Here is a 25,935-nt window from a genome sequence, read left to right on the forward strand (position 1 = left end):
ACTCTAACTCTCCATTGCCATTAGTCTTTGTCCCAACTATCGAGCTTTTTTTTGTCGGAGGAGGGAATTACGGGTATTATTGAGGTTCTCCCAGCATGATAATCGAACATTTCAAATTATTAATCACTTGGGTTGTCACTTCACTAACCGCTAATCCTCCAGCGGTGCGATAGCGGACAGAACGCAAAACAACTAAGTCAAATGCCTGTGCTTGCTCAATAATGACTTTGGCAATATCATCACCAACAATTGTTAAAATATTTGTATTGACTATCAAATAAATTTTACCAATATCTGAAAGCAGTTTTATAGTTTCCGACTTAGGGTTGAGGAGATTGAGTCCATTTTGACCCAGTAATACACCTGCTAGTAGCAAACCCACTAATCCAGGTAATTTTAGTCTCTCAAATAGCGGTGGAACAATGAAAATAGCTATAAGGAGAATCGTGAAAGAAATGATTGGTTCATTGATAAAATTTACGGGCATTTTTCATAAAATCATATTTATATATATGATAATACAAATTTTGTGAACCTAAACACGGTATAGTATACAGTTTGCTATCTTCCTAACAAATCTATCTCTAGGTATAACTCTTTCCTGTCAGAGATGATATCCTATCATCAAAATTTTGTGAATATTCCTGATGCTTGATTGATAGAGAAATAGAGCATCAGGAATATCAAGCTGAATTTATATTTGATTTAACAACTATATCCATCCCCAGTCATCGGAAAATTATAATCAGAAAAGATAGCATGATTGCTATGATCACCGCTAGTTTCTTGATCAAGAACTTCAATAACTTTATTATAAATATCTTCCGCTTCTTGGGGTGAATCACCAATACTGGTTAATCCTAATTTACCAAACTGGGAAAGACAACCCATAAGATGAAAAACTGTACCTGTCTCTGTGCCACTATCAAAATGTAATCTGTGGTGAGCGATAATATCCATTAAGTCATTAGGTAACAATCCCTGATAATTAGGTTTTTGTAAATTGTCTGTAGCAATATAGTATTTAGGTCTGCCTTGTTGACTATAAAATAATCCAGTGGCTAAATCATAACGACCATTAGTAAGGAATTTTAAAGTCATAAATGGGTGGGTTGTTCCTCCTTTGCGAAGATTAATTTCAATGGCTTGAATATCCCAGTCACTATCACCTTTGTCAACAGTGACAAAATCCACTGCAAATCTTTCTAAAGCCCCTTTTTCTGCTAATTTATTACCAACTCTTAAACCTAATTCCTGTAATTCACAGCGATAATTTGCATCCGCAGGAAAGCGACAACCTATATAAATTTGTCCGTCTGGTCCGCCTAAGATTTGGTCATGGGTAGAAATAATTTCCACTTCTCCATTGGGTGTAATTCTGCCTTGGACACTGGGAGAATGTTTGATTTCTCCTTCGATAAAAGCCTCCACTATTGCCCCTAATTCGGGAATGCGTCGAGAAAAATTTGCCCAGGTTTCTTGTAAAGATTGAAAACGTAAATGCAGGAAGCGATCGCTAATTGCTGTTACTCTTTGACTATGATCAGCCTTTCCCGGTGCAACATCCATTATTTCTCGTAAATCTAACAGTGCATTCCCTTCTCCAGAAAAACCTTCATTCAACTTAATTACTATTCTTTTTAGTGTCGGTTGACGTTCCCACAAATCAGCCGCAGCATTGGCTAGATCTTCGCAATTCTTGACCAACTCGCTACCGTCAGGAAAGGGTACATCACTTTCTTCAAAAATCTGTCTACTGCCGCTTTTTGTTCCCCAAATTTGCAAATCTGGTGCAGCCGCATATAAAGGTACACCCAATTTTAAAGATAATTCTGCTTCCCAAAAAGTAGAATTATAACATACCATAAAAGCCTTATCTAAGCGCAAAGCCTTGTAAATTCTTTCCAATAATCGAGGACGTTCTAATATTTTTTGACTGAGGGGTTTTAAAGAAGCATCATAGGTAGAAAGTAATAATAAGCGATGACGAGCATGAGAGAAAGGAATACCCGGAAGTAATTGCAGATAATAATCAATAATACTAGGATGAAGTGGCATTGATGTCACATAAATTAACCTAGTGCGGGGATTTCTTAACCGCATTAAGGAGAAAAGTAATCTTTCTTCATAATGCTCACATCCTTCTACCTTGAGTAATTCTCCTTGATCTATACTCAAAGAAGGAATAATTAAAATATCCGCTTCACTATTGTCGAATAACTCGCTAGTTTGCCAGCGATCGCGTAATGTTGATTGTAAATTCCGAAATTTGTCAACTTTTTGTAAATCATCAATATTTAATGTCACCATATCCCCATCCCAATATTATTTCTTATGCTACTTTCTTACTTAATATATACCTAATTAAGATGAAACTGCATAGAATGAAATTTCCAAAATTATTGACCGCAGATAAACGCAGACAAACGCAGATAAAGACGGATGAATTTATAGATTTCATAATTCGTATTAAACTTTGCGTCTTTGCTTCTTTGCCTCTTGGCGCGAAACATAATTCATGCCGTCATTATGCAACGTTACTGTGTGAGTAAGTAGGTGGGCGTTAAAAATTGTCGTTGGGGCAAGGGAACAGGGAACTCTTAACTGGGAACAGGAAGAGAGTTTTGAGTGATTTTACTTTTCTTCACATACCTTTAAATTTTTCTGTTCACCTACTTACGGCAAAATATAAAAACGTCCAGAACAACGAAAAAAGTTAGGAAATCTGTACTGGATTAAGACACGGTATACTGTATCTGCATTAATTCTTAACTCAATTACCTATGACTCAAACATTAGACTTCATCAGAGTTTCTCCACCAGCAGGAAAAACACCTGATGCGTTAATCGTCACTTTACATGGTTGGGGTGCAAATGCCCAAGATGTGGCATCTTTGATTCCTTATGTCAATTTACCTGATTACGAGTTTCTCCTCCCCAATGCTCCCTATCCTTATCCTTATGCTGATACGGGTAAGGCATGGTATGATCTGCGGACAGAAAATATGTATGATGGATTAAATGAAAGTAAACAACTACTCATAGATTGGTTGCTCTCTTTAGAAAGTAATACGGGTGTACCGTTATCACGCACAATTTTGAGCGGATTTTCTCAAGGTGGGGCGATGACTTTAGATGTAGGATTAAGCTTACCCTTGGCTGGATTAGTAGTGATGAGTGGCTATTTACATCCTAGTGTGGCAACGCTGAATCAAGGCAATTTTCCGCCAGCATTAATCATGCACGGTACAAGGGATGAAGTTGTTCCCCTGCAAGCGGCGATTAAGTCCAGAGAAATGGCACAATCTCTAGGCGTAGCAGTGGAATATCATGAATTTGCAACGGGACATGAAATTAATTTACAAATGCTAGAAGTGCTACGAACTTTTGTTCTGAACACAATTAGTTAGGTTTAGTTACAAAAATTTTCCAAAATCTGGTAAAAATCACAAGAATTTTTACAAATTTAATGCTCATTAATGAGTAAGATAGAACAGGTGGAAGCAACTCCACCCTAAGCTGAATTCAAGCGCTGCAAAAGGGAGGGGCAAGCATTATGAAAACTCTAAGCATTTCCAAAACAGAAATTTCTGCTATGACGGCGACAGAGGTAAAAGATTTGGCTACACGTCTGGAATTAGATAACTATAGTAATGCTTTTGAGGGTTTGAATGATTGGCATCTATTGCGGGCGATCGCTTTTCAGCGTCCAGAGTTAGTTGAAGCCTATATCCACCTCTTAGATTTAGAAGCTTACGACGAAGCCTAAAGATTGTAGGGAAAAATTCAGGAGTCGCTCAGGGTTTAGCCATGCTAAATCCTGATTTTGCGTTCATAATTTAATTTAGATGCGTTTTGCCTCGATAGCCAATTTAATAAAACTTTTACTACTCAGTGAGATTACTGTTCATAAGTCGTTGAAAATTCTATTCAATCAACGCCCAGATGATTTGTTTGGTATTATCATCTAATGATATCTAATCCTGCCTAAGTAAATTTTTAGGAGCATTTGTCATATATGGAAACAAATAAACTCAATAATCAACAGATGGAATTGCTAGATCAAGAAGATGATGATGAAAATGAGTTTAAATTTGAAGATGATGATGATGAAAATTTAGAACCATTTGATCCGACTAAAATTAGGGTTAAAACTAAACCGATGACAATGGATCTGCTTCTTAAAAGAATTAAGCATGATGAAATTGATTTAGCTCCTGATTTTCAGCGTCAGGCAGATATTTGGACAAATATAGCAAAAAGCCGTTTAATCGAGTCTCTTTTAATTCGGATTCCACTTCCAGCATTTTATATAGATGCAACAGATGATGATAAATGGATTATTATAGATGGTTTACAAAGAATCAGCACATTTAAAGAGTTTCTTCTTAATAAAGAAGAAGATAAAAATACGAAGAATAAACCGCTTAAATTAACTGGATTACAATTTCTTAAAGATTTAGAAAATAAAAAATATGATGATTTACCTCGTCATTATCAAAGACGAATAGATGAAACAGAATTAACAGTTTATTTAATTGAACCCGGAACTCCTGATGAAGTTAAATATAATATTTTTCAAAGAATTAATACGGGTGGATTACCTCTTAATAATCAAGAACTCCGCCAAGCTATGAATCCTGGTAAACCGATACAAATTCTCAAAAACCTTGCTAATTTACCAGAATTTAAAAGAGTAATAAATCTAAGCAAAAAGAAAAAACAACGTATGGATGATCATGAATTTGTATTGGGTTTTATTGCTTTTATTTTAACCAGTTATAAAGATTATCCAGTAAATAAAGGTCGCAACTATTTTTTACATGAAACTATGAAAAGATTAAACAAAATAGACTCTAATTTGATAAAAACAATAGAAAATCAGTTTACTATTGCAATGCAAGCAGCTTATAATATTTTTGAAAATGCTGCTTTTCGGAAATATTTAAGCTCTCCTGTAAATAAATCTCTTTTTGAGGCTTGGTCAGTAACATTAAGTCAATTAAATCCAGAACAAATTGAAATATTAATCAAAAATAAAGAAATATTAAAAGAAAAATTTATACAAAAGATGAAAGAGGATTCTAATTTTCTTAAATCTGTGTCTCAAGTTTCTAGTAAAGTTCAATATCGGTTTGAACAAATTGATCAAATAGTTCAAGAGGTTTTATCATGTTAAGTTCTTTGACTTTAAAAAATTTTAAACCATTTGAAAATCAGTCTTTTTCTTTAAAGCCATTAACATTACTTTCTGGATTAAATAGCACTGGTAAATCTTCTTTACTGCAATCTTTATTACTACTTCGTCAATCTTCTCAACAAAATTTATTAGATAATGTAGGTTTAGCACTAAATGGTGATTTAGTTTCTATAGGTACAGCCCAAGATGCTCTATTTAAGAGAGCAAAAGAAGATTCAATGACTTTGGAAATTGTGATGGATAATACCATTCAAGGTACTTGGGTTTTTGATTATGATCGTCCATCAGATGTAATGCAAATATCTTCATTGTCAAATATTGATGAAAAAATTTATAATTCAAGTCTTTTTACCGATAAATTTCATTATTTAAAAGCAGAAAGAATAGCACCTAGAAATTATTTCCAAATGTCTGATTTTCAAGTCAGACAACATCAACAGGTTGGAAGTCAAGGTGAATTTACTGCTCATTTTTTGTTTATAAATGAAGGTAAAATAATTCCAAATAGTGAACTATCACATGAATCAATAAAGTCTCATCAGTTAGGAAATCAAGTAGAAGCTTGGCTTGGCGAAATTAGTCCTGGAACAGGAATTGATATAGAATTACATTCAGCAATGGATGTAGTAAATTTACAGTATTATTATGAAGATAACAATTCCTATCGTTCAACTAACGTAGGTTTTGGAATTACCTACACTTTACCAATTATTGTCGCTATATTATCTGCTACTTCAGACACATTGATTTTGTTAGAGAACCCAGAAGCTCATCTTCATCCTAGAGGACAATCTAAGATGGGAGAATTAATTGCTTTAGCAGCAAGTTGTGGTATTCAAATAATCTTAGAAACTCATAGCGATCATGTTCTCAATGGTATTCGTAAAGCAGTAAAATATAAGAAACTTGATGCTGAAAAAGTGCAAATTAACTACTTTGAAAGATATCTACAAAAAGGACAACCAATAACAGAGATCATTACACCTCGAATTTATCCAGATGGAGGAATTGATAAATGGCCGGATGGTTTTTTTGATCAAGCTGAAAAGGATTTAATGGAGTTATTATAAATGCACTTTTTGATTAATGAGCTTTCTTTTATTGGACAAGCTGCAAATGATTATGAAGCTGATGAATTAATAAAAAATATTTTAGAAATCATTCAAGAAATCAGTGTGATTCAAAATGGTGATCCCATCCAAACTCATAGTAGTTTTGCTTCTCAAAAATTATCTGCAAATTTAACAGTACATGAATGGATTTTAACCACAATTAAATCCAAAAAATCTGAGCAGCAAAAAATCGCAATGATTTTACTGAGACTTTTAAGTAAAGGTCCTTTTATAGATTTACAAAATTTAATAGATGATTGTCAATGTTTTTATCAAAAAAAATGTGTTTCATCAACTTCATTGTCTGGTGCTGCTCAACTTCAAGGAATATTAATTAGTTTACAAAACAATCCTGATTTTATTCAAGAAAATATTGAAGTTGAATTTCAAGAAGATACAAGTTCTCTAGAAAATAGAAGCATAAAAAATTTAACTGAAATTAAACAAGCTAGAAAAATATGTCCTCGTTATAAACTTCATTCTAAACATGATCCTAAAGGATATTGGGAAAATGCTACTCCTATGAATTTAACAGATAAAGAAGCTCAAAAAGTTTTAAATATTTCTGTGGGGAATAGTAATGAAAATAGTGAAAAACGTTATGGATTTCATAAAGAAACAGATCAATTCTATGTGTTTCATTCAGATAATACTTTTGATGAACAGGGTTATCCTACCTATCATGGATTTCCGATTACTGAAAATCAAGTTCCTCATAAAATACTAATTAAAATAAAGAGATAATGCCATCATCTATAAATCCCCAATCAAAAAGAGTCCTAATTGCTATAGGCGGTGGTATCGCCGCCTATAAAGTTTGTGAATTGGTTTCTACACTGTTTAAGTCTGGGCTAGAAGTGCGAGTTATTCTCACTAAATCTGCTCAAAAATTTATTACTCCTTTAACTTTAGCCACTCTATCCCGTCATCAAGCTTATATAGATGATGATTTTTGGCAACCAATTTATGCTCGTCCATTACATATTGAGTTGGGTGAATGGGCTGATTTGATTGTGATTGCGCCTTTAACTGCTAATACTTTAGCTAAGTTAGCTTATGGTATGGCAGATAATTTACTAACAAATACAGTCCTCGCTTCTACCCGTCCCGTATTGTTAGCACCAGCCATGAACACAGATATGTGGGAACAGGTGGCGGTACAAAGAAATTGGCGGCAGCTATTGACAGATAGTAGATTTTATGGTATGGAAACTGGTTCTGGTTTATTGGCGTGCGATCGCATTGGTGCTGGTAGAATGGCAGAAGCGGCAGAAATATTTGTTTATATTCAATCTTTATTACACACCCAAGGAAACAGAGATTTAGCTGGGAAGCAGGTTTTAATCAGTGCTGGGGGAACGCGAGAATATTTAGATCCGGTACGATTTATTGGCAATCCCTCAACTGGTAAAATGGGTTTAGCATTGGCACAGGCAGCACTGCACAGAGGCGCAAAAGTAATATTAGTCCATTGTCCGGCGAGTTGGAATGTACCTTTGGGAGTAGAAGCAATTGCGGTTGTCAGTGCGGAGGAAATGCAGCAGGTGATGTTCAACCATTTAGCCAATGCAGATATCATTATCATGTCAGCCGCAGTTGCAGATGTAAAGCCTAGAGATTATAGTAGCGAAAAATTGCCCAAGCGATCGCTTCCTGAAAATCTTCCTCTGACAGCAGTACCGGATATTGTCGCTGAACTGGGAAAACGCAAACAACCCCATCAATATTTAATTGGTTTTGCAGCACAAACTGGGGATATTATTACTCCAGCGAAAGAGAAATTGCAAAGAAAGAAATTAGATGCAATTGTAGCGAATCCTATTGATAAAGTTGATAGTGGTTTTGGGAGTGATCATAATCAAGCTGTGTTTTTAGATAAGCAAGGAAGAGAGGTAGAAATTCCAGCTTGTTCTAAGTTAGAAATGGCGCATTATTTGTTTGATTTTTTTAAGCAAAACCCACTTGCATGGGTTTGAAATACTTAATTGTCAATTTCTTCTGGAATTTACCATAAATTACTCTGCCTAAGTAGGTTGGCGTTGAAAATTGTCGTTATAGCAAGGCAAGAGGTAAGATTGAAGAGGGTTTGGGCGATTTTACTTTTCTTTACACAGATTGGTTTTATTGTGTTCACCTACTTATGATAGGATATAGAAGATGATTTTATACCGTAGAAATCTCTAAATATAAAAATATGAATCAAACTACAAATAATAGTCAAAATGAATTGCTTTCAGAAGCAGAAACAAACATACCAAAAGATTTACCAGAACTAGAAAGATATTTACAAAATTATTCTCATGATGATCAGGCTATTAAAACTATCCAACAATTTTCTAAAAATCTCAAGAAGACAAAATATCGTCAAGATGTATTTAATCAGGCACTTATTCGTGAGCCAATTTATTATCAGGATGTTGTTGCAAGGGGTTTGGCAGATCCAGAAAAAGACTCCTTTACACTTTTACAAGGTGACATCGTAAGTACAAATGCAGCTTACTTTCTAGGAGAGCGTATTGAAAATACCAAGTTTGCAATAGCTAGTTCTACTTGCGATCTCGTGAAAGATAGACGCAAATATGCAGCATTACTGCGCGTTCAACCCATAAGTAATCAAAATTCAGAAGCCAAAACAACTCTTTCGCAATTGTTACAGTTTACATCCACACAGCGGATGTATCTTCCACCCTTTGCGGATGATTCATCTGATATAGTTGGAAATTCATTACTATTTGATGGAATAGTACAAATACATTTAGATGATTTGTTGTTAGCGCAACGACACGCAAGTTTAAGTCTAGTAGGATGGCGTATTTTTGGCTCAATGGTTCGCTCAATTCTAGTTCGTGCTGGTGAAGATGAAGTAAAAATGCGGTCATCTATATAGTAATAATATTAGGGTCATTGATAACTTGATAACGACCCTAATATCTATCAATGAGAATTGTACTCATGAGTAAACCTCTAATAATTAAGAGGTCTTTTAATTGTAGTAGGATCGAGATTTACTTCATCATCCTCATCTACATCTATACCATCTTCTGGCATTAAAGGCTCGAAACTATTACGAGTAGGAAGTTCAGGTAAACCTCCTAACATAGCAATTGCTTCTATTAATAAATCAATGCTCTCAACATCACGATGTTTTTGTACAACACGCACAGAGTGAGATATTACACGCAACCCTCCGCGCAAACGATCAACATCACGAGCTAAACCTAATAGACTTTGAAAATCCTGTTCTTCAAGAATGCGGTATTGTCCAGTTTTAGTATTTAATGTGGCAACTGTCCCACTTTTTACAGATTCAAGAGCTTTTCCACCTTCTGTGCGAAACTTTTCAAAGGATGGCCAATTAGGACCATTTTGCAAATTAAGTGATTTTTCTACTGTAATTGCCATATTTATATTTTCCACCCACTGTCTTTTCGTGTCGTCCCGATTCTAGCTTATTTTCTTTGGAAATACATTGGTATTTCGTTGTGTAACTGTGGGTCATAAATAAACACTATATTTGCGTAGACAAATCACACGCCATTTTTTTAAGCCCGGTTGTGCATTTTTGTGAGACTTATAACGATGTAGTAGGTCAAGATTTAGAATGGTGCATTACATTACAAAGCATAATACAGTAAATTTAACAATCTAAAATAGTATAACCAATGAAAAAAATATTTCTAAAATGGCAACGTCAAACTAGAAAACTGGGATTTTTAGCAGCTATGATGGCCGTGATTATGGTTGCTTTCCTCATACTATCATTCCCCCTAAATGCTCAAATTCCTAAATCCACAGAATTACGGGGAGTATGGTTAACAAATATTGATAGTGACGTTTTATTTGAGAGTAACAGACTAAAACAAAGTTTACGAACATTACATCAACTCAACTTTAACACCGTTTATCCCGCCGTCTGGAATTGGGGATACACCCTTTATCCTAGCAAAATCGCCGCCAAAATCATCGGTAAAGCAGTAGACCCCACCCCCGGACTGCAAAAGCGAGATATGCTCAAAGAAATAGTCAGCGAGGGACATAAACAAAATTTAACAGTCATTCCCTGGTTTGAATTTGGCTTCATGGCACCTGCTGATTCCCTTTTAGCAAAAAATCGTCCTACTTGGCTCACCAACCGCAGAGATGGCACAAAAATAGTCAAAGAAGGCATACATAACCGAGTTTGGTTAAATCCCTTTCGTCCCGAAGTGCAACAATTTATTCAAGATTTGATAGTAGAAATAGTCAAAAACTATGACATTGATGGCATTCAATTTGATGACCATTTCGGCTTACCATCAGAACTAGGATATGATGCCTACACCACAGCATTATACAAAAAAGAACACCAAGGAAAACTTCCCCCCGCAGACTTCAAAAATCCAGAATGGGTAAATTGGCGAGCCAACAAAATCACCGATTTCATGAAGCGAGTATTTACAGCAATTAAAGCAAATAAAAAAGATTGTATCGTTTCTGTCGCTCCTAATCCCCAGCGGTTTTCCTACGAATACTTCCTTGCCGATTGGCAAAAATGGGAAAGAATGGGAATAGTCGAAGACCTAGTTTTACAGATTTATCGCAATGATTTAAACGTCTTTATCAGCGAATTAGAATATCCCGAAGTCAAACAAGCCCAAACCCATATTCCCGTCAGCATCGGCATTTTAAGTGGGTTAAAAAACCGTACAGTGCCAATGGCACAAATCAAAACCCAAATAGAAAAAGTACGAGAGAGAAAATTTGCTGGTATTTCCTTCTTCTTCTACGAAACCCTCTGGAACATGAGCCAAGAAAACCCCCAACAACGCCAACAAACATGGCAAAAAATCTTCCCCACACCCACAAATTACCCCAACCTATTAGCAAATTGGAAACCCTAGAAAATTGGTAATAATCTCGTTCCCAGTCTCCGACTGGGAATGCTATTCAGAGGCTCTGCCTCTTGTTTCATTTAGAATATTGCCAGCACTCTAGATACTATCAGTTTATTAACAACGGAAATGTTGATACTTGTAACCATTAACAGGTGGTAATAATTTATTATCAGCTACACATTTATTTAAACCTGTCTCTTTTTCAAAATTGACTAACCATACATCCAAAGGTTTAGATAAATTTTGAATAGTATTTTCCAAAATATTGAATTGTTTATCATCTTTATGAGGATGAATGAGTAAAAAAGATGGCTTAACTTGCCTATTATTAAACTTAAATTGCCAAGCAATGCCCATCATTTCTCCTGTTTCTGTTAAATTATGATGGATAGTGACAATTAACGGCTGAGAAGTTGAATTTTCAGTAATAATGGGAACTAAAATATTCGGACGATAACTTTTTTGATAAGCTAAATTACAAACAACTGTCAGACTACTACAAAAACCCATTAACAAAATTATGACTACAGCTTGTTTACCCTTTATGCCAAACTTATGAAAATGGTCGGGATTTTGCCAAGAAAATGCCAAACTAGCACCTAATAAAACCATGACTGCTGGAAAGTAAACAAAGGCATATCTAGGTGCGCGTGTTAAGTCTGTACCAAATAAATAAGTAACTATAAAAAAGCATAAATTAACTCCTATAACCACACTAAGAAAAGCCTGAGTTATCTTAGTAGTAGCTAATTGTTTTTGGTAAAATTGTAATCCTCTCCATAAAATGGGAATTGCCCAAATTAAAAATACCAACATTAAAATCACGGAAATAATTACTACTTCTCGCTGTAATGCTTCCACAGGTAGTAAAGATATCATTGGTATCCAAGCAGCTAAAACTTGAAAGAGGGGGTTAATATATGAAAACCAATTTCCATCATTGATTTTTAACCATGAACTTAAATTTCCATATTCTCGATTTTGGTAGATAGCTGGTAGCCAAACTAATATCCCTGCTAATGTTCCCCAAGTTACCAGAGAAATTCTTTGCCAAAAATGCAGAGGTAAGCTATTAAAAATAGATTTGATAATATTTGATGTAGGATAATTTGAATTTGGTTGATTTTCCTTCCATAGTAACCACACAAAAATTACTATAGTTATAACTATAGATAAAAGAGTGAATATAAAAAAATAATGTGTAGCAATACCCAAACTATTTACCCCTATCCAGAGGAGGATTAATAACAAAGATAAAGGTTGGCGTTTTAACGTTTGCTTAATCGCTATTACCAAACAGGCTAAACTAGCAATTACCCATAAAATTCCTAAAGTGTAATGACGAGCTTCTTGAGCAAGAGAAATACCAAAAGGTGAAATAGCCATCATTGTTGCTGCTAATTGTCCCACTATTTGAGAACAAAAACTAAACCTAGCTAATAGATAAGTACAAGGAATGGAAATCACTCCTAAAAAAGCTGAAAAAGAACGTTCAGCAAATAATGAAACTAATCCACCTTCGCTAGAAAATAATTTCACCCATAGATGTGCTAGTACAAAATATAAAGGGGGGTGAGTATCTTCTGTAAGTAATGAATTTATTACATCACCAATGACTTTATCTTGATGAGGTTGTAGTGGTTGCAAGAGAGTATCAACAGAAATTATTTGATTTAAGGGTACTGTTTGAAAAGAATTACCTAAACTAAAAACTAAAGTGGCAAATTCATCTATCCACAGCGGTTTAGCTGTCAAGTTAGTAAAGCGCAAAATTACCCCAATTACTATCCACAGCAATAAAAGTAGTAATTGAAAAGCGAAACCATTATTTTTATACATGATTAATTGGAAAGGTTTTAAGTCAAGAAATATTCATAAAATATACCATTCCTTGTCTTTTTTCCTCCCCCTGCTCCCTACCCCCTCGTTGAGGGGGTATTTTTTTATTTGGAAGTCTCTAACTACCGATACCCAAACGCCCAGCTAAAGCCGGAGTTAAAGGTAAAAGAGTAGCAATCATTAAAAACAACGCCAAAAGACATAAAGCCGCCCTAGCATCATCTGGTTCACTAATTTCATTTAAACTAGGGCGCTCTAAATCGCGTTGTAAAAACAAAATCACAATTGCCCAATACATCGCCAAAGGATTACCCAAAGATACAATAGCCAGTAACACTATCGTCGCAAAAGTGGTTCTCCCTGCGGTTTTGCGTCCATAAATCGCTTGGACAATTCGCCCCCCGTCTAGTTGGCCAGCGGGCATTAAATTCAACGCAGTGATAACTAATCCCAACCAACCAATAACCACTAAAGGATGAATATTCACCACCGGAGACTGTAAAGCCGAACCCAGGACAACCCGTGCCAAACTACCGACTAAAATTGAACCTTGAAAAAACTGATTGGGTAATTGGAATAAACTCCCTGGGTGAGAAAGTAGCAACCCTATCACCAGCAATAACAAAGAAGTAATCCCCCCAAAAGCCGGTCCTGCCAAAGCAATATCAAATAAGGCTTTACGGCTAGGGACAAGGGATTCAAACCTAGTAATTGCCCCAAAAGAACCAATTTGCACCGCTGGTAAAAAGAACGGCCAACTTAATTTGACTTGGTGACGACGCGCCAATAACCAATGTCCAACTTCGTGAGAGATCAAAATTACCGATAAACCCAAAGCAATAGGTAAAGCTTCTGCAAAGCGTTCAGGGTTGCTAAATAAATCGAAATTCTGTAATATACCCCCCACTTCCAAGCTTGTGGCGATAGTTGCTATCAACAAAATCACTGCAAAAGCTTTTTGTGCTAACTGGGCGCGTTGAGGGTCTGTGCGGCTAGGGAGAATAATGATGACAGGTTTTCCGTCAGTATTTTCTACCAAAAATAGGCGATATTTATCTTCTAAGCGTTCCTGTAAACTTTTTGTCAGTCGGTTATGAACGGCTTCTGGTTCTCCGCGTAAGTTGCCTTTAAAAACCACTCCTTCTTGGTAGGGAATAGTTTCTGTGGCAAAAAATGTGTCAATGCCAAAAATACCTCTAATCAGACTTAAATCTGCTTCGGGTATGGGCGTTGGTTCTAATTGTAGTTCTGGGACTTTAACGGAACTATCTTTATCACCTTGGGCTGCAAGTCGCTCTGTTGCCCGTTGCTTGAGAATAGCATCTTGACCTGCTTCCCGTAATTTTCTACCCAGGAAAATATACAATCCAGCGGAAGCTACCACCAGGAACAAGATACCAACAATATTGATATAAATCCCAGCGGCAAATAATCCAAAGAACAAAAGCCAGGGAGTCATTAAGACAACTGATTGTAACCAGGCGAGGATGCCTAGTTTACCAAAAGGTCTGGCACGATAAAAGCCCCAGCCTAAAATGCCGGACGCTATCAGCACAATGGCTGCAATTATAGGAGTTTCCGATGAAGTAAACATCTCTAAACCTTTGCTATTGAGACCGAAGCTAGTACAAGTCCGGTTTTCTATACACTACTAATCATAACTTTGTTTGGATTCTGCCCGAATTATCCAGTTTTCTGAGGTTAAAGCCCTAATTATTTTAGATGATTTTTATGTGAGGCGGCATAGAATCATCAAATTCATTCATCCGCGTTTATCTGCGTTCATCTGCGTTTAATTATCTTATAAATCTGATTCCATGCAGTTTCATCTTAATTTGGTATGAACTTTTAACACCCTTTCGGTAAAATGTTCTTCTGTTTGCAATTTAGTCCAAAGGAATCTAGGGAATTATGGCGCGTTTAGCCCTGCTGAGTGTATCTAATAAAACTGGTGTAATTGATTTAGCCCGGAGTTTGGTTGAAGAATTTGGCTTTGATATCATCAGCAGTGGGGGAACAGCCAAAACCCTGAAAGATGCGGGAATACCAGTTACTAAGGTTTCTGATTATACGGGTTCACCGGAAATTTTAGGCGGTCGGGTGAAAACTCTTCATCCTCGCATTCACGGGGGGATTTTAGCACGGCGAGATGTGGCGCAAGATGTCACGGATTTGGAAAATAATCAAATTCGTCCCATTGATTTAGTCGTTGTTAATCTTTATCCTTTTGAGGAAACCATTGCTAAACCAGGTGTGACTTTAGCTGACGCGGTGGAACAAATTGATATTGGTGGCCCGGCTATGTTAAGGGCTTCTTCCAAAAATTACGCCCATTTGACGGTATTATGTGATCCTGCTCAATATGGTGAGTATTTGCAAGAATTACGCCAAAATGGAGAGGCATCTTTAGAGTTTCGCCAAAAATGTGCTTTAAAGGGATTTTTGCATACTGCTAGTTATGATAATGCCATAGCAGCCTATTTAGCTGGCACACAAGCACAAGAATTTACCATTTCTGGTACACAACTCCAATCTTTGCGTTATGGGGAAAATCCTCACCAACCCGCAGCATGGTATCAAACGGGGAGTGAAGCTACAGGTTGGACAGCAGCGACAAAACTGCAAGGTAAGGAACTCAGTTACAATAATTTGGTAGATTTGGAAGCTGCACGGCGGATAATTGCTGAATTTACAACCAGTCCTGCGGCGACAATTATCAAACATACTAATCCTTGTGGAACTGCGGAAGCAGACACAATTTTTGACGCTTATCAAAAAGCCTTTAATGCTGATTCTATCTCGGCTTTTGGCGGTATTGTGGCTTTAAATCGTCCTATTGATGCAGCGACAGCGATGGAATTAACAAAGACGTTTTTAGAGTGCGTGGTTGCTCCTGGTTGTGACGAGGAAGCTCAGGAAATTTTAACTAAAAAAGGCAATGTCCGCGTTTTGATTTTACCAGATTTGCTGACTGGACCGAAAGAAACTGTGAAAGCTGTAGCAGGTGGGTTTTTAGTCCAATCTGCTGATGATATCATTGCTGATCCTAGTCAATGGCAAGTTGTTACTGAACGTCAACCTACTCCCAGGGAGTTAGCAGAATTACTGTTTGCTTGGAAAGTTTGCAAGCACGTTAAATCTAATGCTATCGTCATTGCGAGCGATCGCACAACTTTAGGTGTCGGCGCTGGACAAATGAACCGTGTCGGTTCGACAAAAATCGCTCTCGAACAAGCCGGAGAAAAAGCCCAAGGAGCATTCCTCGCTAGTGACGGCTTCTTCCCCTTCAATGATACCGTCAAAGCCGCAGCAGCAGCCGGAATTACCGCCATTGTCCAACCCGGAGGCAGTCTCAAGGATAAAGACTCTATCAAAGCCGCTAACGAACTCGGTTTATTAATGGTTCTAACTGGTGTACGCCACTTTTTACATTAGGTCAGTGGTAAAAATCTTGTTACCTGTTCCCTATTTCAAGCAATTTCTAAAATTGTTGTCTGGGGTACTTGCTATTTTCAAAAAAGAGTGATAAGTTAGATTTGTGTGTGAGGAGCAAGTTTAAAAAACGTCTGGGGTGGAAACACGGCAACACTCCCAGGCGTTTTTTAATGGAAATAAAAATTTTCTGACATAAATAATCAGCAACCAACTAGTACCGCAGGGCGTTCGTCAAAAGTCAAAAGTCAAAACGAATATACAATGAGCTTTCCAGTAGTTTGGAATGGTCTATTTATTTCCGCCGACCTGTACTAGAAATATTTCGTAAAACACTTCTAAACCAAATTAAAATGAAGCTGCACATAATAGGATTTTAAGAATAATTAACCGCAGATAAACGCGGATAAATATGGATGATAATTATTCTGTGCTGATTTATATATAATTAATATTATGCGGTTACTATTAGTTGAAGATGAACATGATTTAGGTAGTGGTATTCATAATGCTCTTATTCAACGCGATTATATAGTAGATTGGGCTGAAGATGGACAAACTGCTTGGGATTACCTAAATACCATACCACTAAGATATGAAATTGCGATTTTAGACTGGATGTTGCCAAAGTTGTCGGGATTGGAATTGTGTAAAAGATTAAGAGCGCAAAAAAATCAATTACCAATTATGTTATTAACAGCTAGAGATAGCATGAATGATCGTGTTACGGGTTTAGATGCAGGTGCAGATGATTATCTTGTTAAACCTTTTGGTATGGAAGAATTATTGGCGCGGGTAAGAGCATTACAGAGAAGATTACCAAATTTTCAACCACCGCAGTTACAAGTAGGTAGTTTAATTTTAGATTATAGTAATTTTTCAGTTGTGAATTTAGCAGCGGAAAATTCTTCACCAATTATTCTCACTGCTAAAGAATTTCAACTTTTAGAGTATTTTATGCAACATCCTCAACAAATACTAACTCATGAACAAATTCGCGCTAGATTGTGGGATTTTGAAAGTGATACTGTGAGTAATGTTGTTGCTGCACAAGTGAGATTATTAAGACGCAAATTATCAGAATGTGTTTTTTCTAAAGCAATTGAAACTATCCGAGGTTTTGGTTATCGTTTTTGTGGATAGTGCATAAGTTGACACTCCCCGATCTAAAGACACGGGGATTCTTGGTTCAACGAGACCACATAAGAATATTAATTAAATGAACCACGAAGCAGCGAAGGACACGAAGGAAGAAAGGAAGAAGATAGGTAAAATCCAAGGTTGGATACCTAATAATTCACTCTTTAATCATTCTCGGTTTAAATTAGCGATTACCTATGCTGGTGTGATGGGATCAACTTTGTTACTATGTGGTTGCATCGCTCACAGTGTGATGATACAAGCTTTTACTCGCACGGTTGATCGAGAATTAGAAGTTTTTGGTAAGGTATTTGAAGATCAATTAAAAACAGAGTTAAAAATTCCTGGAGAATTATCTATTACTACTCAAAAATCTTTACCAGGACTTTGTTTTAAACAACAATATTGTTTACCCATTAAATCAGAATCAGATTTACTGAATTTATTAGCAGAAGGATATTATCTCAGGTTTTTAACACCATCAGGAGAAGCTATTGCGGCTATTGGTAATAATCCAGATGAATTTCCTGCTAATATTTACCTCAATCATTCTTATGATATCAAAAATCGTCATGGTGAACTATATCATTTACATTTAATGCCCTTAAAAATCAACAATAATCAATTGTGGGGATATTTACAAGTTGGACGCACTGTACAAAGATTAAATGATTATATGAATAGTTTACATTGGTTATTAGGATTGGGTATTCCCTCTTCTATGATCATTATTGGTGGTGCAGGTTGGTGGTTAGCAGGTTTAGCTATGCAGCCAATTGAAAAATCATATCAACAATTACAACAATTTACTGCTGACGCAGCACATGAATTAAGAACTCCTATTACATCTTTACAAACAATTATCGAAACAAATTCAATTAACCCAGAAACTCAAAAAGCATTGAAGAGACAAATTAAAAGATTAGTAACATTAACACAGGATTTGTTATTATTATCTAGATTAGAAAGTGGATTACAAGAAGCTAAGTTACAGCAAATTTGTTTGAATGATTTAGTTGCAGATGTAGAAGAAGAATTAATGCCAATGGCTATGGATGCACAAGTTTTATTATCTAGTCATATTCCTGATGAATCTGGTTTTTATATTCAGGGTAATGAAAGTCAAATTTATCGAATGTTGTTGAATTTAGTTAGTAATGCCATTAAATACACTCCTGAATCTGGGGAAGTAAAAATTAGTCTGACGACTAATGATCATCAAGGTGTAGTTACTGTTAAAGATACAGGTATTGGTATTTCTAATTCTGATCTTACCCACATCTTTGAGCGCTTTTATCGAGTTAATGCAGATCGTTCTCGCAATACTGGTGGTTCGGGATTAGGTTTAGCTATTACTTTGGCTATTGTCCAAACTCACAAAGGTAAATTAGAAGTACAAAGTCATGTAAATAAGGGCAGTACATTTACTGTGATTTTGCCGCTCGTTTCCAAAGTAAACAAGTAACTTCAACTAACATAGATGTAATCATGGCAATAGCGGCAGATATTGCCCCATTCATGCCTTTGTTAATAGCTAAAGTAGCAATTATTAATAAAGTTCCTGTTCCTAACCAAGTAGATAGATTGACGTGACCTGTGCGATTTTCACTGACTAAAAACCCCTGAGTTGCATTTTGTAAAGCCACAAATAATGGCACAATTGTACAAATTAAAAGTACAGGTTTGATGCTGTTAGCTAAGATAATATCATTACCAATGAAACTTTGAACTATACGATCGCCTATTGGTGTTACACTCATTAATAATAGTAAGCTAGAACAAGCAGCACCGACACTGATAGCAAAATTCAGCAGTTGGCGATCGCTCACTTGATGACGATATTTAATCACCATTTGCTGTACCATCCGAGTAGAATTAGCAATTACCAGAACTAATCCCCAAGCCGCAGACCAAGCAGCAATCGCAATTGTCGCATCTTCAGCGCGGGCAAGAATGCTAACTAATATCGCCCTTCCGCCCCAAACCACCATCATAGAATTAGCTAAAGGTAGATAGAACTTCCACACCTGTGCTAAGTTGCGGGGTAAATTAGGTTGTTCTATTTGTGGCGGTATAGTTGCACCAGAAAGCCGAGCAAAAATTGTTACAGCTATTGCCTCAACAATCACCCCACTGATGAGGGCAAGTCCAGCAAGTACACCACCAGATATGGGGAAGAAAAATCCACCCGTGAGGACTAATGCTAATGTAAATAACCTGAAAATACTGGCTTTGGCTACAGCACGAGACTGACCATGATAAATTAATAACCCCTGGAAATAACGCCGCCAAGCGATCGCTAACGGCCAACCTCCCATTAGTAATAATACTTGACTGACAGTAGTTAACATTGCCAATGGAATGCCTAACAGACTCACCCCCACAAAGTTAAAAATGATCGGTAATCCTAACAAACTCAATAAACAAGTCAGTCCCGCACCTACAAATAATGTAAACCGCCATAATGCTTTCCGTGAATCTTCAGAACCGGCTAAAGCGTTAGCAGCGTGCAAAATCATAATAATAGGACTTTCAAAAAATATCGCCAAAGATTTAGCAATACCTACAGCCGCCAAGTTTACTTGAGCATCAGGAAGATGAGCTAATGTAGTAGTCATCATCGGATCACCACAGGCCATAGTCACATCACTGAGGGATAAAGGCAAAAATTCCCGCCATAAACTCCCTAAACTAACAGATTGAGATTGAATTTCTTTTAATTTCATATCATCACGACCCTATGTGTGCAACAAGCGCAAAAATAAACCATTTAAGCTATTACTCTTTGCGCCTCTGCGCCTCTGCGTGAGAAAAATTCTCTCTATCACACTTGACTCCTACCGACAATATCCAATGGTACAGGTAGAAGATTAGCAATTGCTGCCGTCAAATTGCTATTTTGAAGGATATTAATTCCTTGTGCTGTTAACCAATCAGCATTGTAAACTGTTTCCAGGTAGCGATCGCCCCGATCAGGATTAAGTAGTAACATAGTTTGGGGCTGAGTAAATCTTTGAGCATCTGCTAAAGCTGCGGCCACAATTGCACCAGTGGAAGCACCTAAAAGCATACCTTCCTGTTTAGCCAAAGCATGACAAACAGAAAACGCCAAAGCATCATCCACGCTATAAGCCGTATCTAACACCTGTGGGTTAAAATTCGGGGGAACGAAAGATAAACCCAGTCCAGTCATCTTATAGGGGTGTCTGGGCGTACCAAAAATTGCTGATCCTGCCACATCTACACCAATAATTCTGGTTTGGGGATAATACCGTTTAAAATAGCGACTGATACCACCTAATTGTCCGGCTGTACTCACTCCAATCACAATAGCATCTGGCGCACCACCAAAAGCAGTTTCAATTTCCCGCGCCGTCCAAAGTTCATGGGCATCAGTATTACTAGGATTTTTATGTTGACAAGGATACCAAGCGCTAGGAAGATTTGTAGCTAATTCCTGAGCTTTTGCCATTCTTGCTACCTGCATTGAACCTTGAGCATCAGCCGCACTTAAAGGCACTTCTACCAATTCTGCACCGTAGGCATTAAGCATTCTTCGCATGGTGACAGGGGTTTTGGCATCAATCACAATCATCACCCTGTAACCCTTGGTAGCGCCCACAATTGCTAACCCAATACCAAAGTTACCAGAACTAGATTCAACAATTGTCCCACCTGCTCGCAATAAACCCTGTTTTTCGGCTTCATTCACCAGATAAGCCGCATTTTTTTCTTTAATACTACCACCAGGATTACAAGATTCTAGTTTTAAATATAAATGATGCTGTTGACAACTTGGGTGAATTCGATTTAATCGGACAATAGGAACTTTACCTAATGCGTCCGTCACCTTTGCAAATAGGGGTGATTTTGGCAAGTTGCTTCTGAAGGTTGGGTTTGGAGAGTAAGTAAGCATTGTGATTAGCTCGATACTGTTCATCTCACAAGATGCCAACTCCAGATGAAATCAAGGTGAAATTATAAATCCAAACCAGGCAAACCAAATGCTCGCTTCACTTGCAAAATATAGAATTCCAGAAATGTTCCCCTCATGATCTCATATTTTGGCATTTTGGCAGATAACCATTTTAGTTTCCAGCTTTAATGGAATATCAACAGGGTGAAAGAGAAGGTTGAGAAGTTATGGATGCAGGGATTACCCCACCACCAGTACAGCACGGCGTAAATAACTCAAAAATTATTAATCACCAAAAAGCCTACTGTATATTACTTTTGACTTTTGATTGTTGATTTTTGACTTCTGCGTAGCGGTGCTAGAGACTTCCAACCCAGATGATAAACGATAGATGCGGTGCTGTCAAACTCAAAAAAATATTGCAATATTCAAATCATAGCCAAGCTAATAGCCATTCCATAACAGTTGCCAAAAAATTATATTAATCAATCCGACTAATTGCGTCATGAACACACGAATTTATCAAGTACAAAGTTGTCATGTACAAGTAGAAGTTAACTGGAGAATAGTTGAATGTTAGAAAAAGGATGAAAAATTAACAATTTAGTTTTTAATCACGAAGCATTTGGGAGATGATAGCATCAGCTTGTAGTCGTTTGTAAGTCAAGTGAACTAGGTTAGCTTCATCTGATTGTCCACAAACATAGCAAGCTAGGCTCAGAGCATCTAATAATATTAAGGTAGTAATACCTTCTGCGGCTAAAGATGATATATACTCAGAAACTCCTTTGGCACAAGTTTTTGCTGGCATCAGTACCAGTAGCAACCGGAGACAATCTGCTGATGCCATCATGCCATCTAATTCATGGGTCTGGGTGGCTAATTGAACAATACCCAAAACGATTTGATTAGGGGAAATACCTTCTTTTATGAGTAAGGTGAAGAAGGAAGTTAAATGACATGGCGTGCTGTGATCAAGCTTAATATTCATAGTGCTTATTAAAATCAGTGTAACAATAATCGCAGATTTTTTGGCTAATCCGGAAAAATCTCAAAAAAGTTTTTGGGGTTTTTTCGGTTTTTTACGTCAGATTCTAGAACCCTTTAACAGATAGCACCCCAATTTCTCAACTTGAGTTTTGATGAATTTGCGTACATTATGTAACTCACGATTTAACTCACAGTTCCGTATCCCTTGATGCTAAAAATAAGCAAATTGTTCCTTTTTCCTGATTTTTACATCTTGTGACGCTAAACTAGCGAGTAATTTTTGCGCTACACCAAAATAAACTGCTTTGGATTACCTATTTTAACTAAAATTAGTAGCTTATGTAACCGACGGCAGAAATTTAATGATGTAAAATGAGCAAAATGGGCATTAACATCATTAATGAGACACAATAGATAATAAATCTACAAATCTTTACCTAAAGTTAAAGCCCAATGAAGGTGAACGTGACTTACATCTAATGGTTCTGGATGTGAACCCCTGAAACCGGGAAAAAATAATTGAGAACTTAATCAAGTTTTACCTGTGCAACAATAAGTCTAGCCTATGTCATAGTAATTTGCATGGCTGTGATCTTCATCAATGTTTTCTTCTATTTTGACTTGGGAAGACAGGTAGATTAGATGCTGGCATTTTTGGTAGCATAATAGTAGATTAAAGCAGTGAATATATTACTGAGAAAAATCTGTATGGCCAGCTACCTAGAAACCCCGTCTCCAAATGAGTTACTGGATGAAGTTATTCAAGAAACCACAGCCCCAAATCATGTGGAAGTTATTGAAAATGTAATTGATACCCTGGCACAAGATCAAAGTGCAATGGTTAGTCATGGTTCTGAGGGGGAATATCTGTGGAAATTCCAATATGGCAGTGTAGAAGTATTTGTGCAGTTAACGGGAATTACTGATGAAGATACAATCACGGTCTGGGCTGCGGTGCTGAAGTTACCTGTACGAGATGAAGCCAGATTAACACGATATCTCTTAGAGTTAAATTGTGTAAGTACCTTTGAATCCCGCTTTGGCATTATTGATCATCAGGTGGTGGTGATTTCTACACGCACTTTAGCGGAGTTGTCACCAGGGGAAGTTTCCCGCATCATTACTATTGTTGCGACTATCGCTGATGATAATGATGAATATCTGCAATCTGAGTTTGGTGCAGTTTAGGTTTCGATAATTTTAGTTGAGGGATGTGATATTTAATGCCTGATCCGCAGGTGTGGCGACTTATTCCCATTTTAGCAGCCGCTGGTGATGTTCAGATGGCTATAGACCGCTGGTTATTAGCACAACATGAGTCGGGGCAACATCCGCCGACTTTACGTTTTTATACTTGGTCGCCACCCGCAATTTCTTTGGGTTATCATCAACGTCAGTATCCTGAATTTTGGCATAATTTGCCGTGGAAAGGGGAGAAATTGGATTTGGTGCGTCGTCCTACAGGTGGTAGGGCTGTTTTACATCAAGGTGATTTAACTTACTCTGTCGTCACGTCTGGACTGAGGGGAAATCGTTTGGATGTGTATGGGCAGATTTGTGAGTTTTTGATTCAAGGATGGCGATCGCTCGATATAGAATTGTACTATGGTCAAGCTGGACGCGGTTATATTCACAATCCTAATTGTTTTGGAACAGCCACAGGTGCAGATTTAGTCTTAGCAGATGGTTCTAAACTGATTGGTAGCGCTCAATTACGGAAAGGTGACGCAGTTCTTCAGCATGGTTCTATGCGGTTAAATCCAGATCCGGAGTTGTTTGCAAAGGTATTTAATCAAGAGTTTTTTCATCCTATCCAATTTCCAGAAACTATCAATCAAGAAACAATAATTAAGGCTTTAATAGCCGCAGCTTGTGATTGTTTTGCTATGGAAATAGAGGTAATACCTTTGTCTCAAAATGAGTGGAATTTGATTTTAGCAAATTGTTGATTAGGGTAGGTTTTTAGGTGTTGCTGAGTAAAAGTATGATTTTATTTCACGCAGAGACGCTCCAGGGGCAGAGAGTAAGGGTTTGAGAGATGGAATTTTCGACTTTCATACCCCAATTCACCAACGCCGGTTTTTATTCTACTCTATAATTTTTTCTCACTCAGAGACGCGGAGGTGTAGAGAGAAATCAGGTCTATTTTAGTTTTTGTCTTTGGTATGATGTTTACTTTTTAGATTTTCATGTTTTATTTGCAGTTCATACCATTCGTTTAAACAGTATTCATTTTGTGATTGTTTTGGTATGGAAATAGAGATAATACCTTATGTGGTGGAATTCATTTAATATCTGTATAAAATTTTTCTAAAAAAGTCCAATGGATAGAAGATCCAAGTCTTCCCAGTTTTTTCCTGTCATGGAAGCTTGTAGAAAAACTCTAGAAAAAACCTGTCGTTTACTTAGAACGTAATCAGTGAAAACTTGGATAATATTTTGAGTTTTTAGTGAAAAATCGCTCTTATTAGAGTTAATATGGAAACTGTGTGTTATTTTTTTGTGATTCGCGCTAAAGTAGTCAAGTATCGAATACAGCAAGACTAACCGTATGGAAACGAAAGAGTTAAAGTTCATCTTAAAGCTGTTGGGGTGTCCCAATTATCGTACTGGCTTGAGTTCTAGCACTTTTGATAGTTTTAAAAGTGAGAAAAACAAAATTTGTCGAGATTTGGGGGAACTGGAATATGTAGACTATTCCCGCGAAATTGCCACAGTCAAGATTTTACCTCCTGGTCAAGCACTACTGAAACTCGACTCGGCACAATTACCTATTGATGATAAAGAACTCAAGGTAATGGAGAAGATAGGTAAGAGTTCTGGAAAAATAGCCCCCAGTGAAATCAAAGTTTCATCGCTAAAATCAGATGAACGGGACGCAATTTTAAAAACCTTGAGTGAACGGGGTTTGATTGCTATTGAAATCAAGATGAAAAGACTTAAAGCTGAAGTTTGGTTAACGGAAAGAGGAATTGAAGTTTTGCGGGATGAATATAATCCCGAAGGAAAAGCAAATATAGACTTTAATTTGCTGGGTAATTATGTGCGGTTTTTACGGAAGAATTTGCGGTTGAAGTCAGAACAAGTTTCTACTCCTGATCATGTAGAATCACATTCTGATATTACTAGCAATATCAGTGATGAAGAAATTTTAGAGACTATCAAGAAATTAGATCGGGAATTGGGTACAGAGAATTATTTACCAATTTTCCATTTACGGCAAAAGTTACAACCGCCTTTATTACGAGATGATTTAGATCAGGCGTTGTATCGGTTGCAAAAAAGTGACAAAATTGATTTTAGTACCTTACAAGAATCTAGTGCTTATACACCAGAACAAATTGACGCGGGAATTCCTCAAAATATTGGTGGACAACTGTTCTTTATCATAGTTAATTAACAGGTTTTCCAATATTTTTCATTTTTTCATCA

General features: G+C 36.9%; 22 protein-coding genes. 14 read left to right on the plus strand and 8 right to left on the minus strand.

What is annotated here, in order from left to right; translation table 11 throughout:
* Positions 1–76: 76 nt before the first annotated feature.
* Positions 77–487 (minus strand): cation:proton antiporter domain-containing protein, encoded by a 411-nt coding sequence (locus CA730_RS26310; RefSeq protein ID WP_407919763.1) that lies wholly within the window; start codon positions 485–487, stop codon positions 77–79.
* 218 nt (positions 488–705) lie between these two features.
* Complete coding sequence (locus CA730_RS00755) at positions 706–2,310, minus strand: peptide ligase PGM1-related protein (protein WP_096662749.1); 1,605 nt, start codon at positions 2,308–2,310, stop codon at positions 706–708.
* A gap of 473 nt (positions 2,311–2,783) precedes the next feature.
* Between CA730_RS00755 and CA730_RS00760 the strand changes: the two genes are divergently transcribed.
* The 7 genes from CA730_RS00760 (at position 2,784) to CA730_RS00790 (ending at position 9,199) form a co-directional block, all read left to right on the plus strand.
* A complete protein-coding gene (locus tag CA730_RS00760) occupies positions 2,784–3,410 on the plus strand; it encodes an alpha/beta hydrolase (RefSeq protein WP_096662752.1) in 627 nt (208 codons plus the stop codon).
* Between the two features lie 146 nt (positions 3,411–3,556).
* Positions 3,557–3,769, plus strand: coding sequence for a protein IsiD (gene isiD / locus CA730_RS00765; RefSeq protein ID WP_015078552.1), 213 nt, complete (start codon positions 3,557–3,559; stop codon positions 3,767–3,769).
* A 249-nt stretch (positions 3,770–4,018) separates the two neighbouring features.
* Entirely contained in the window at positions 4,019–5,179 is a 1,161-nt protein-coding gene (locus CA730_RS00770) for a DUF262 domain-containing protein (RefSeq protein ID WP_096662755.1), read from the plus strand.
* On the plus strand, positions 5,173–6,270 hold the full coding sequence (locus tag CA730_RS00775) for an AAA family ATPase (protein ID WP_053539247.1): 1,098 nt from the start codon (positions 5,173–5,175) through the stop codon (positions 6,268–6,270). The genes CA730_RS00770 and CA730_RS00775 overlap by 7 nt, the downstream gene beginning before the upstream one ends.
* Positions 6,271–7,056 carry a hypothetical protein gene (locus CA730_RS00780; protein WP_096662758.1) on the plus strand — a complete coding sequence of 262 codons (786 nt, stop codon included), beginning with the start codon at positions 6,271–6,273 and terminating at the stop codon, positions 7,054–7,056.
* A complete protein-coding gene (coaBC, locus tag CA730_RS00785) occupies positions 7,056–8,288 on the plus strand; it encodes a bifunctional phosphopantothenoylcysteine decarboxylase/phosphopantothenate--cysteine ligase CoaBC (RefSeq protein WP_096662760.1) in 1,233 nt (410 codons plus the stop codon). Before CA730_RS00780 ends, coaBC begins: the two co-directional genes overlap by 1 nt.
* A 218-nt stretch (positions 8,289–8,506) precedes the next feature.
* A complete protein-coding gene (locus tag CA730_RS00790) occupies positions 8,507–9,199 on the plus strand; it encodes a hypothetical protein (protein ID WP_081424215.1) in 693 nt (230 codons plus the stop codon).
* A 77-nt stretch (positions 9,200–9,276) separates the two neighbouring features.
* On the opposite strand, the gene CA730_RS00795 is transcribed toward CA730_RS00790, so the two are convergent.
* Positions 9,277–9,714 (minus strand): hypothetical protein, encoded by a 438-nt coding sequence (locus tag CA730_RS00795; RefSeq protein ID WP_053539244.1) that lies wholly within the window; start codon positions 9,712–9,714, stop codon positions 9,277–9,279.
* Between the two features lie 260 nt (positions 9,715–9,974).
* Between CA730_RS00795 and CA730_RS00800 the strand changes: the two genes are divergently transcribed.
* Positions 9,975–11,192, plus strand: coding sequence for a glycoside hydrolase family 10 protein (locus CA730_RS00800; RefSeq protein ID WP_096662763.1), 1,218 nt, complete (start codon positions 9,975–9,977; stop codon positions 11,190–11,192).
* Between the two features lie 108 nt (positions 11,193–11,300).
* Here the strand turns inward: CA730_RS00800 and CA730_RS00805 are convergent, their stop codons facing one another.
* Both CA730_RS00805 and CA730_RS00810 read right to left on the minus strand, forming a co-directional pair.
* Complete coding sequence (locus CA730_RS00805) at positions 11,301–13,025, minus strand: glycosyltransferase family 39 protein (RefSeq protein WP_096662766.1); 1,725 nt, start codon at positions 13,023–13,025, stop codon at positions 11,301–11,303.
* Between the two features lie 118 nt (positions 13,026–13,143).
* Complete coding sequence (locus tag CA730_RS00810; protein WP_096662769.1) at positions 13,144–14,619, minus strand: site-2 protease family protein; 1,476 nt, start codon at positions 14,617–14,619, stop codon at positions 13,144–13,146.
* Positions 14,620–14,936: 317 nt separating this feature from the next.
* Between CA730_RS00810 and purH the strand changes: the two genes are divergently transcribed.
* The 3 genes from purH (at position 14,937) to rppB (ending at position 19,062) form a co-directional block, all read left to right on the plus strand.
* Positions 14,937–16,460: a bifunctional phosphoribosylaminoimidazolecarboxamide formyltransferase/IMP cyclohydrolase gene (purH, locus tag CA730_RS00815; RefSeq protein ID WP_096662772.1), complete on the plus strand. Its 1,524-nt coding sequence runs from the start codon at positions 14,937–14,939 to the stop codon at positions 16,458–16,460.
* A 453-nt stretch (positions 16,461–16,913) separates the two neighbouring features.
* On the plus strand, positions 16,914–17,600 hold the full coding sequence (rppA, locus tag CA730_RS00820) for a two-component system response regulator RppA (protein ID WP_096662775.1): 687 nt from the start codon (positions 16,914–16,916) through the stop codon (positions 17,598–17,600).
* 76 nt (positions 17,601–17,676) lie between these two features.
* Entirely contained in the window at positions 17,677–19,062 is a 1,386-nt protein-coding gene (gene rppB / locus CA730_RS00825; protein WP_231939942.1) for a two-component system sensor histidine kinase RppB, read from the plus strand.
* On the opposite strand, the gene CA730_RS00830 is transcribed toward rppB, so the two are convergent.
* The 3 genes from CA730_RS00830 to CA730_RS00840 form a co-directional block, all read right to left on the minus strand.
* Positions 19,022–20,323, minus strand: a complete 1,302-nt coding sequence (locus CA730_RS00830) for a hypothetical protein (protein ID WP_096662778.1) — start codon at positions 20,321–20,323, stop codon at positions 19,022–19,024. The genes rppB and CA730_RS00830 overlap by 41 nt on opposite strands.
* A gap of 98 nt (positions 20,324–20,421) precedes the next feature.
* A complete protein-coding gene (locus tag CA730_RS00835) occupies positions 20,422–21,513 on the minus strand; it encodes a cysteine synthase family protein (RefSeq protein WP_096662781.1) in 1,092 nt (363 codons plus the stop codon).
* Positions 21,514–22,123: 610 nt separating this feature from the next.
* On the minus strand, positions 22,124–22,504 hold the full coding sequence (locus tag CA730_RS00840; RefSeq protein ID WP_096662784.1) for a hypothetical protein: 381 nt from the start codon (positions 22,502–22,504) through the stop codon (positions 22,124–22,126).
* 707 nt (positions 22,505–23,211) lie between these two features.
* Here CA730_RS00840 and CA730_RS00845 point away from each other — a divergent pair.
* The 3 genes from CA730_RS00845 to CA730_RS00860 all read left to right on the plus strand — a co-directional run bounded on the left by CA730_RS00845 (position 23,212) and on the right by CA730_RS00860 (position 25,903).
* The gene (locus CA730_RS00845) at positions 23,212–23,691 is read left to right on the plus strand and encodes a YbjN domain-containing protein (protein ID WP_096662787.1); all 480 of its coding nucleotides are present in this window, start codon (positions 23,212–23,214) and stop codon (positions 23,689–23,691) included.
* Positions 23,692–23,726: 35 nt separating this feature from the next.
* Positions 23,727–24,452: a lipoate--protein ligase family protein gene (locus tag CA730_RS00850; RefSeq protein ID WP_096662790.1), complete on the plus strand. Its 726-nt coding sequence runs from the start codon at positions 23,727–23,729 to the stop codon at positions 24,450–24,452.
* Between the two features lie 602 nt (positions 24,453–25,054).
* A complete protein-coding gene (locus tag CA730_RS00860; RefSeq protein ID WP_096662797.1) occupies positions 25,055–25,903 on the plus strand; it encodes a transcription factor RcaD in 849 nt (282 codons plus the stop codon).
* Positions 25,904–25,935 lie beyond the last annotated feature (32 nt).

The organism is Dolichospermum compactum NIES-806 (assembly GCF_002368115.1).
In the GTDB taxonomy this organism is placed as follows: domain Bacteria; phylum Cyanobacteriota; class Cyanobacteriia; order Cyanobacteriales; family Nostocaceae; genus Dolichospermum; species Dolichospermum compactum.

Coding starts and splice junctions, on each gene's coding strand:
- CA730_RS00790 (WP_081424215.1), top strand. CDS start 8,507: ATGAATCAAACTACAAATAATAGTCAAAATGAATTGCTTTCAGAAGCA.
- CA730_RS00800 (WP_096662763.1), top strand. CDS start 9,975: ATGAAAAAAATATTTCTAAAATGGCAACGTCAAACTAGAAAACTGGGA.
- coaBC (WP_096662760.1), top strand. CDS start 7,056: ATGCCATCATCTATAAATCCCCAATCAAAAAGAGTCCTAATTGCTATA.
- CA730_RS00845 (WP_096662787.1), top strand. CDS start 23,212: ATGGCCAGCTACCTAGAAACCCCGTCTCCAAATGAGTTACTGGATGAA.
- isiD (WP_015078552.1), top strand. CDS start 3,557: ATGAAAACTCTAAGCATTTCCAAAACAGAAATTTCTGCTATGACGGCG.
- CA730_RS00840 (WP_096662784.1), bottom strand. CDS start 22,504: ATGAATATTAAGCTTGATCACAGCACGCCATGTCATTTAACTTCCTTC.
- CA730_RS00760 (WP_096662752.1), top strand. CDS start 2,784: ATGACTCAAACATTAGACTTCATCAGAGTTTCTCCACCAGCAGGAAAA.
- CA730_RS00795 (WP_053539244.1), bottom strand. CDS start 9,714: ATGGCAATTACAGTAGAAAAATCACTTAATTTGCAAAATGGTCCTAAT.
- CA730_RS00860 (WP_096662797.1), top strand. CDS start 25,055: ATGGAAACGAAAGAGTTAAAGTTCATCTTAAAGCTGTTGGGGTGTCCC.
- CA730_RS00805 (WP_096662766.1), bottom strand. CDS start 13,025: ATGTATAAAAATAATGGTTTCGCTTTTCAATTACTACTTTTATTGCTG.
- purH (WP_096662772.1), top strand. CDS start 14,937: ATGGCGCGTTTAGCCCTGCTGAGTGTATCTAATAAAACTGGTGTAATT.
- CA730_RS00780 (WP_096662758.1), top strand. CDS start 6,271: ATGCACTTTTTGATTAATGAGCTTTCTTTTATTGGACAAGCTGCAAAT.
- CA730_RS00755 (WP_096662749.1), bottom strand. CDS start 2,310: ATGGTGACATTAAATATTGATGATTTACAAAAAGTTGACAAATTTCGG.
- CA730_RS00850 (WP_096662790.1), top strand. CDS start 23,727: ATGCCTGATCCGCAGGTGTGGCGACTTATTCCCATTTTAGCAGCCGCT.
- CA730_RS00775 (WP_053539247.1), top strand. CDS start 5,173: ATGTTAAGTTCTTTGACTTTAAAAAATTTTAAACCATTTGAAAATCAG.
- CA730_RS00835 (WP_096662781.1), bottom strand. CDS start 21,513: ATGCTTACTTACTCTCCAAACCCAACCTTCAGAAGCAACTTGCCAAAA.
- rppB (WP_231939942.1), top strand. CDS start 17,677: ATGAACCACGAAGCAGCGAAGGACACGAAGGAAGAAAGGAAGAAGATA.
- CA730_RS26310 (WP_407919763.1), bottom strand. CDS start 487: ATGCCCGTAAATTTTATCAATGAACCAATCATTTCTTTCACGATTCTC.
- rppA (WP_096662775.1), top strand. CDS start 16,914: ATGCGGTTACTATTAGTTGAAGATGAACATGATTTAGGTAGTGGTATT.
- CA730_RS00810 (WP_096662769.1), bottom strand. CDS start 14,619: ATGTTTACTTCATCGGAAACTCCTATAATTGCAGCCATTGTGCTGATA.
- CA730_RS00770 (WP_096662755.1), top strand. CDS start 4,019: ATGGAAACAAATAAACTCAATAATCAACAGATGGAATTGCTAGATCAA.
- CA730_RS00830 (WP_096662778.1), bottom strand. CDS start 20,323: ATGAAATTAAAAGAAATTCAATCTCAATCTGTTAGTTTAGGGAGTTTA.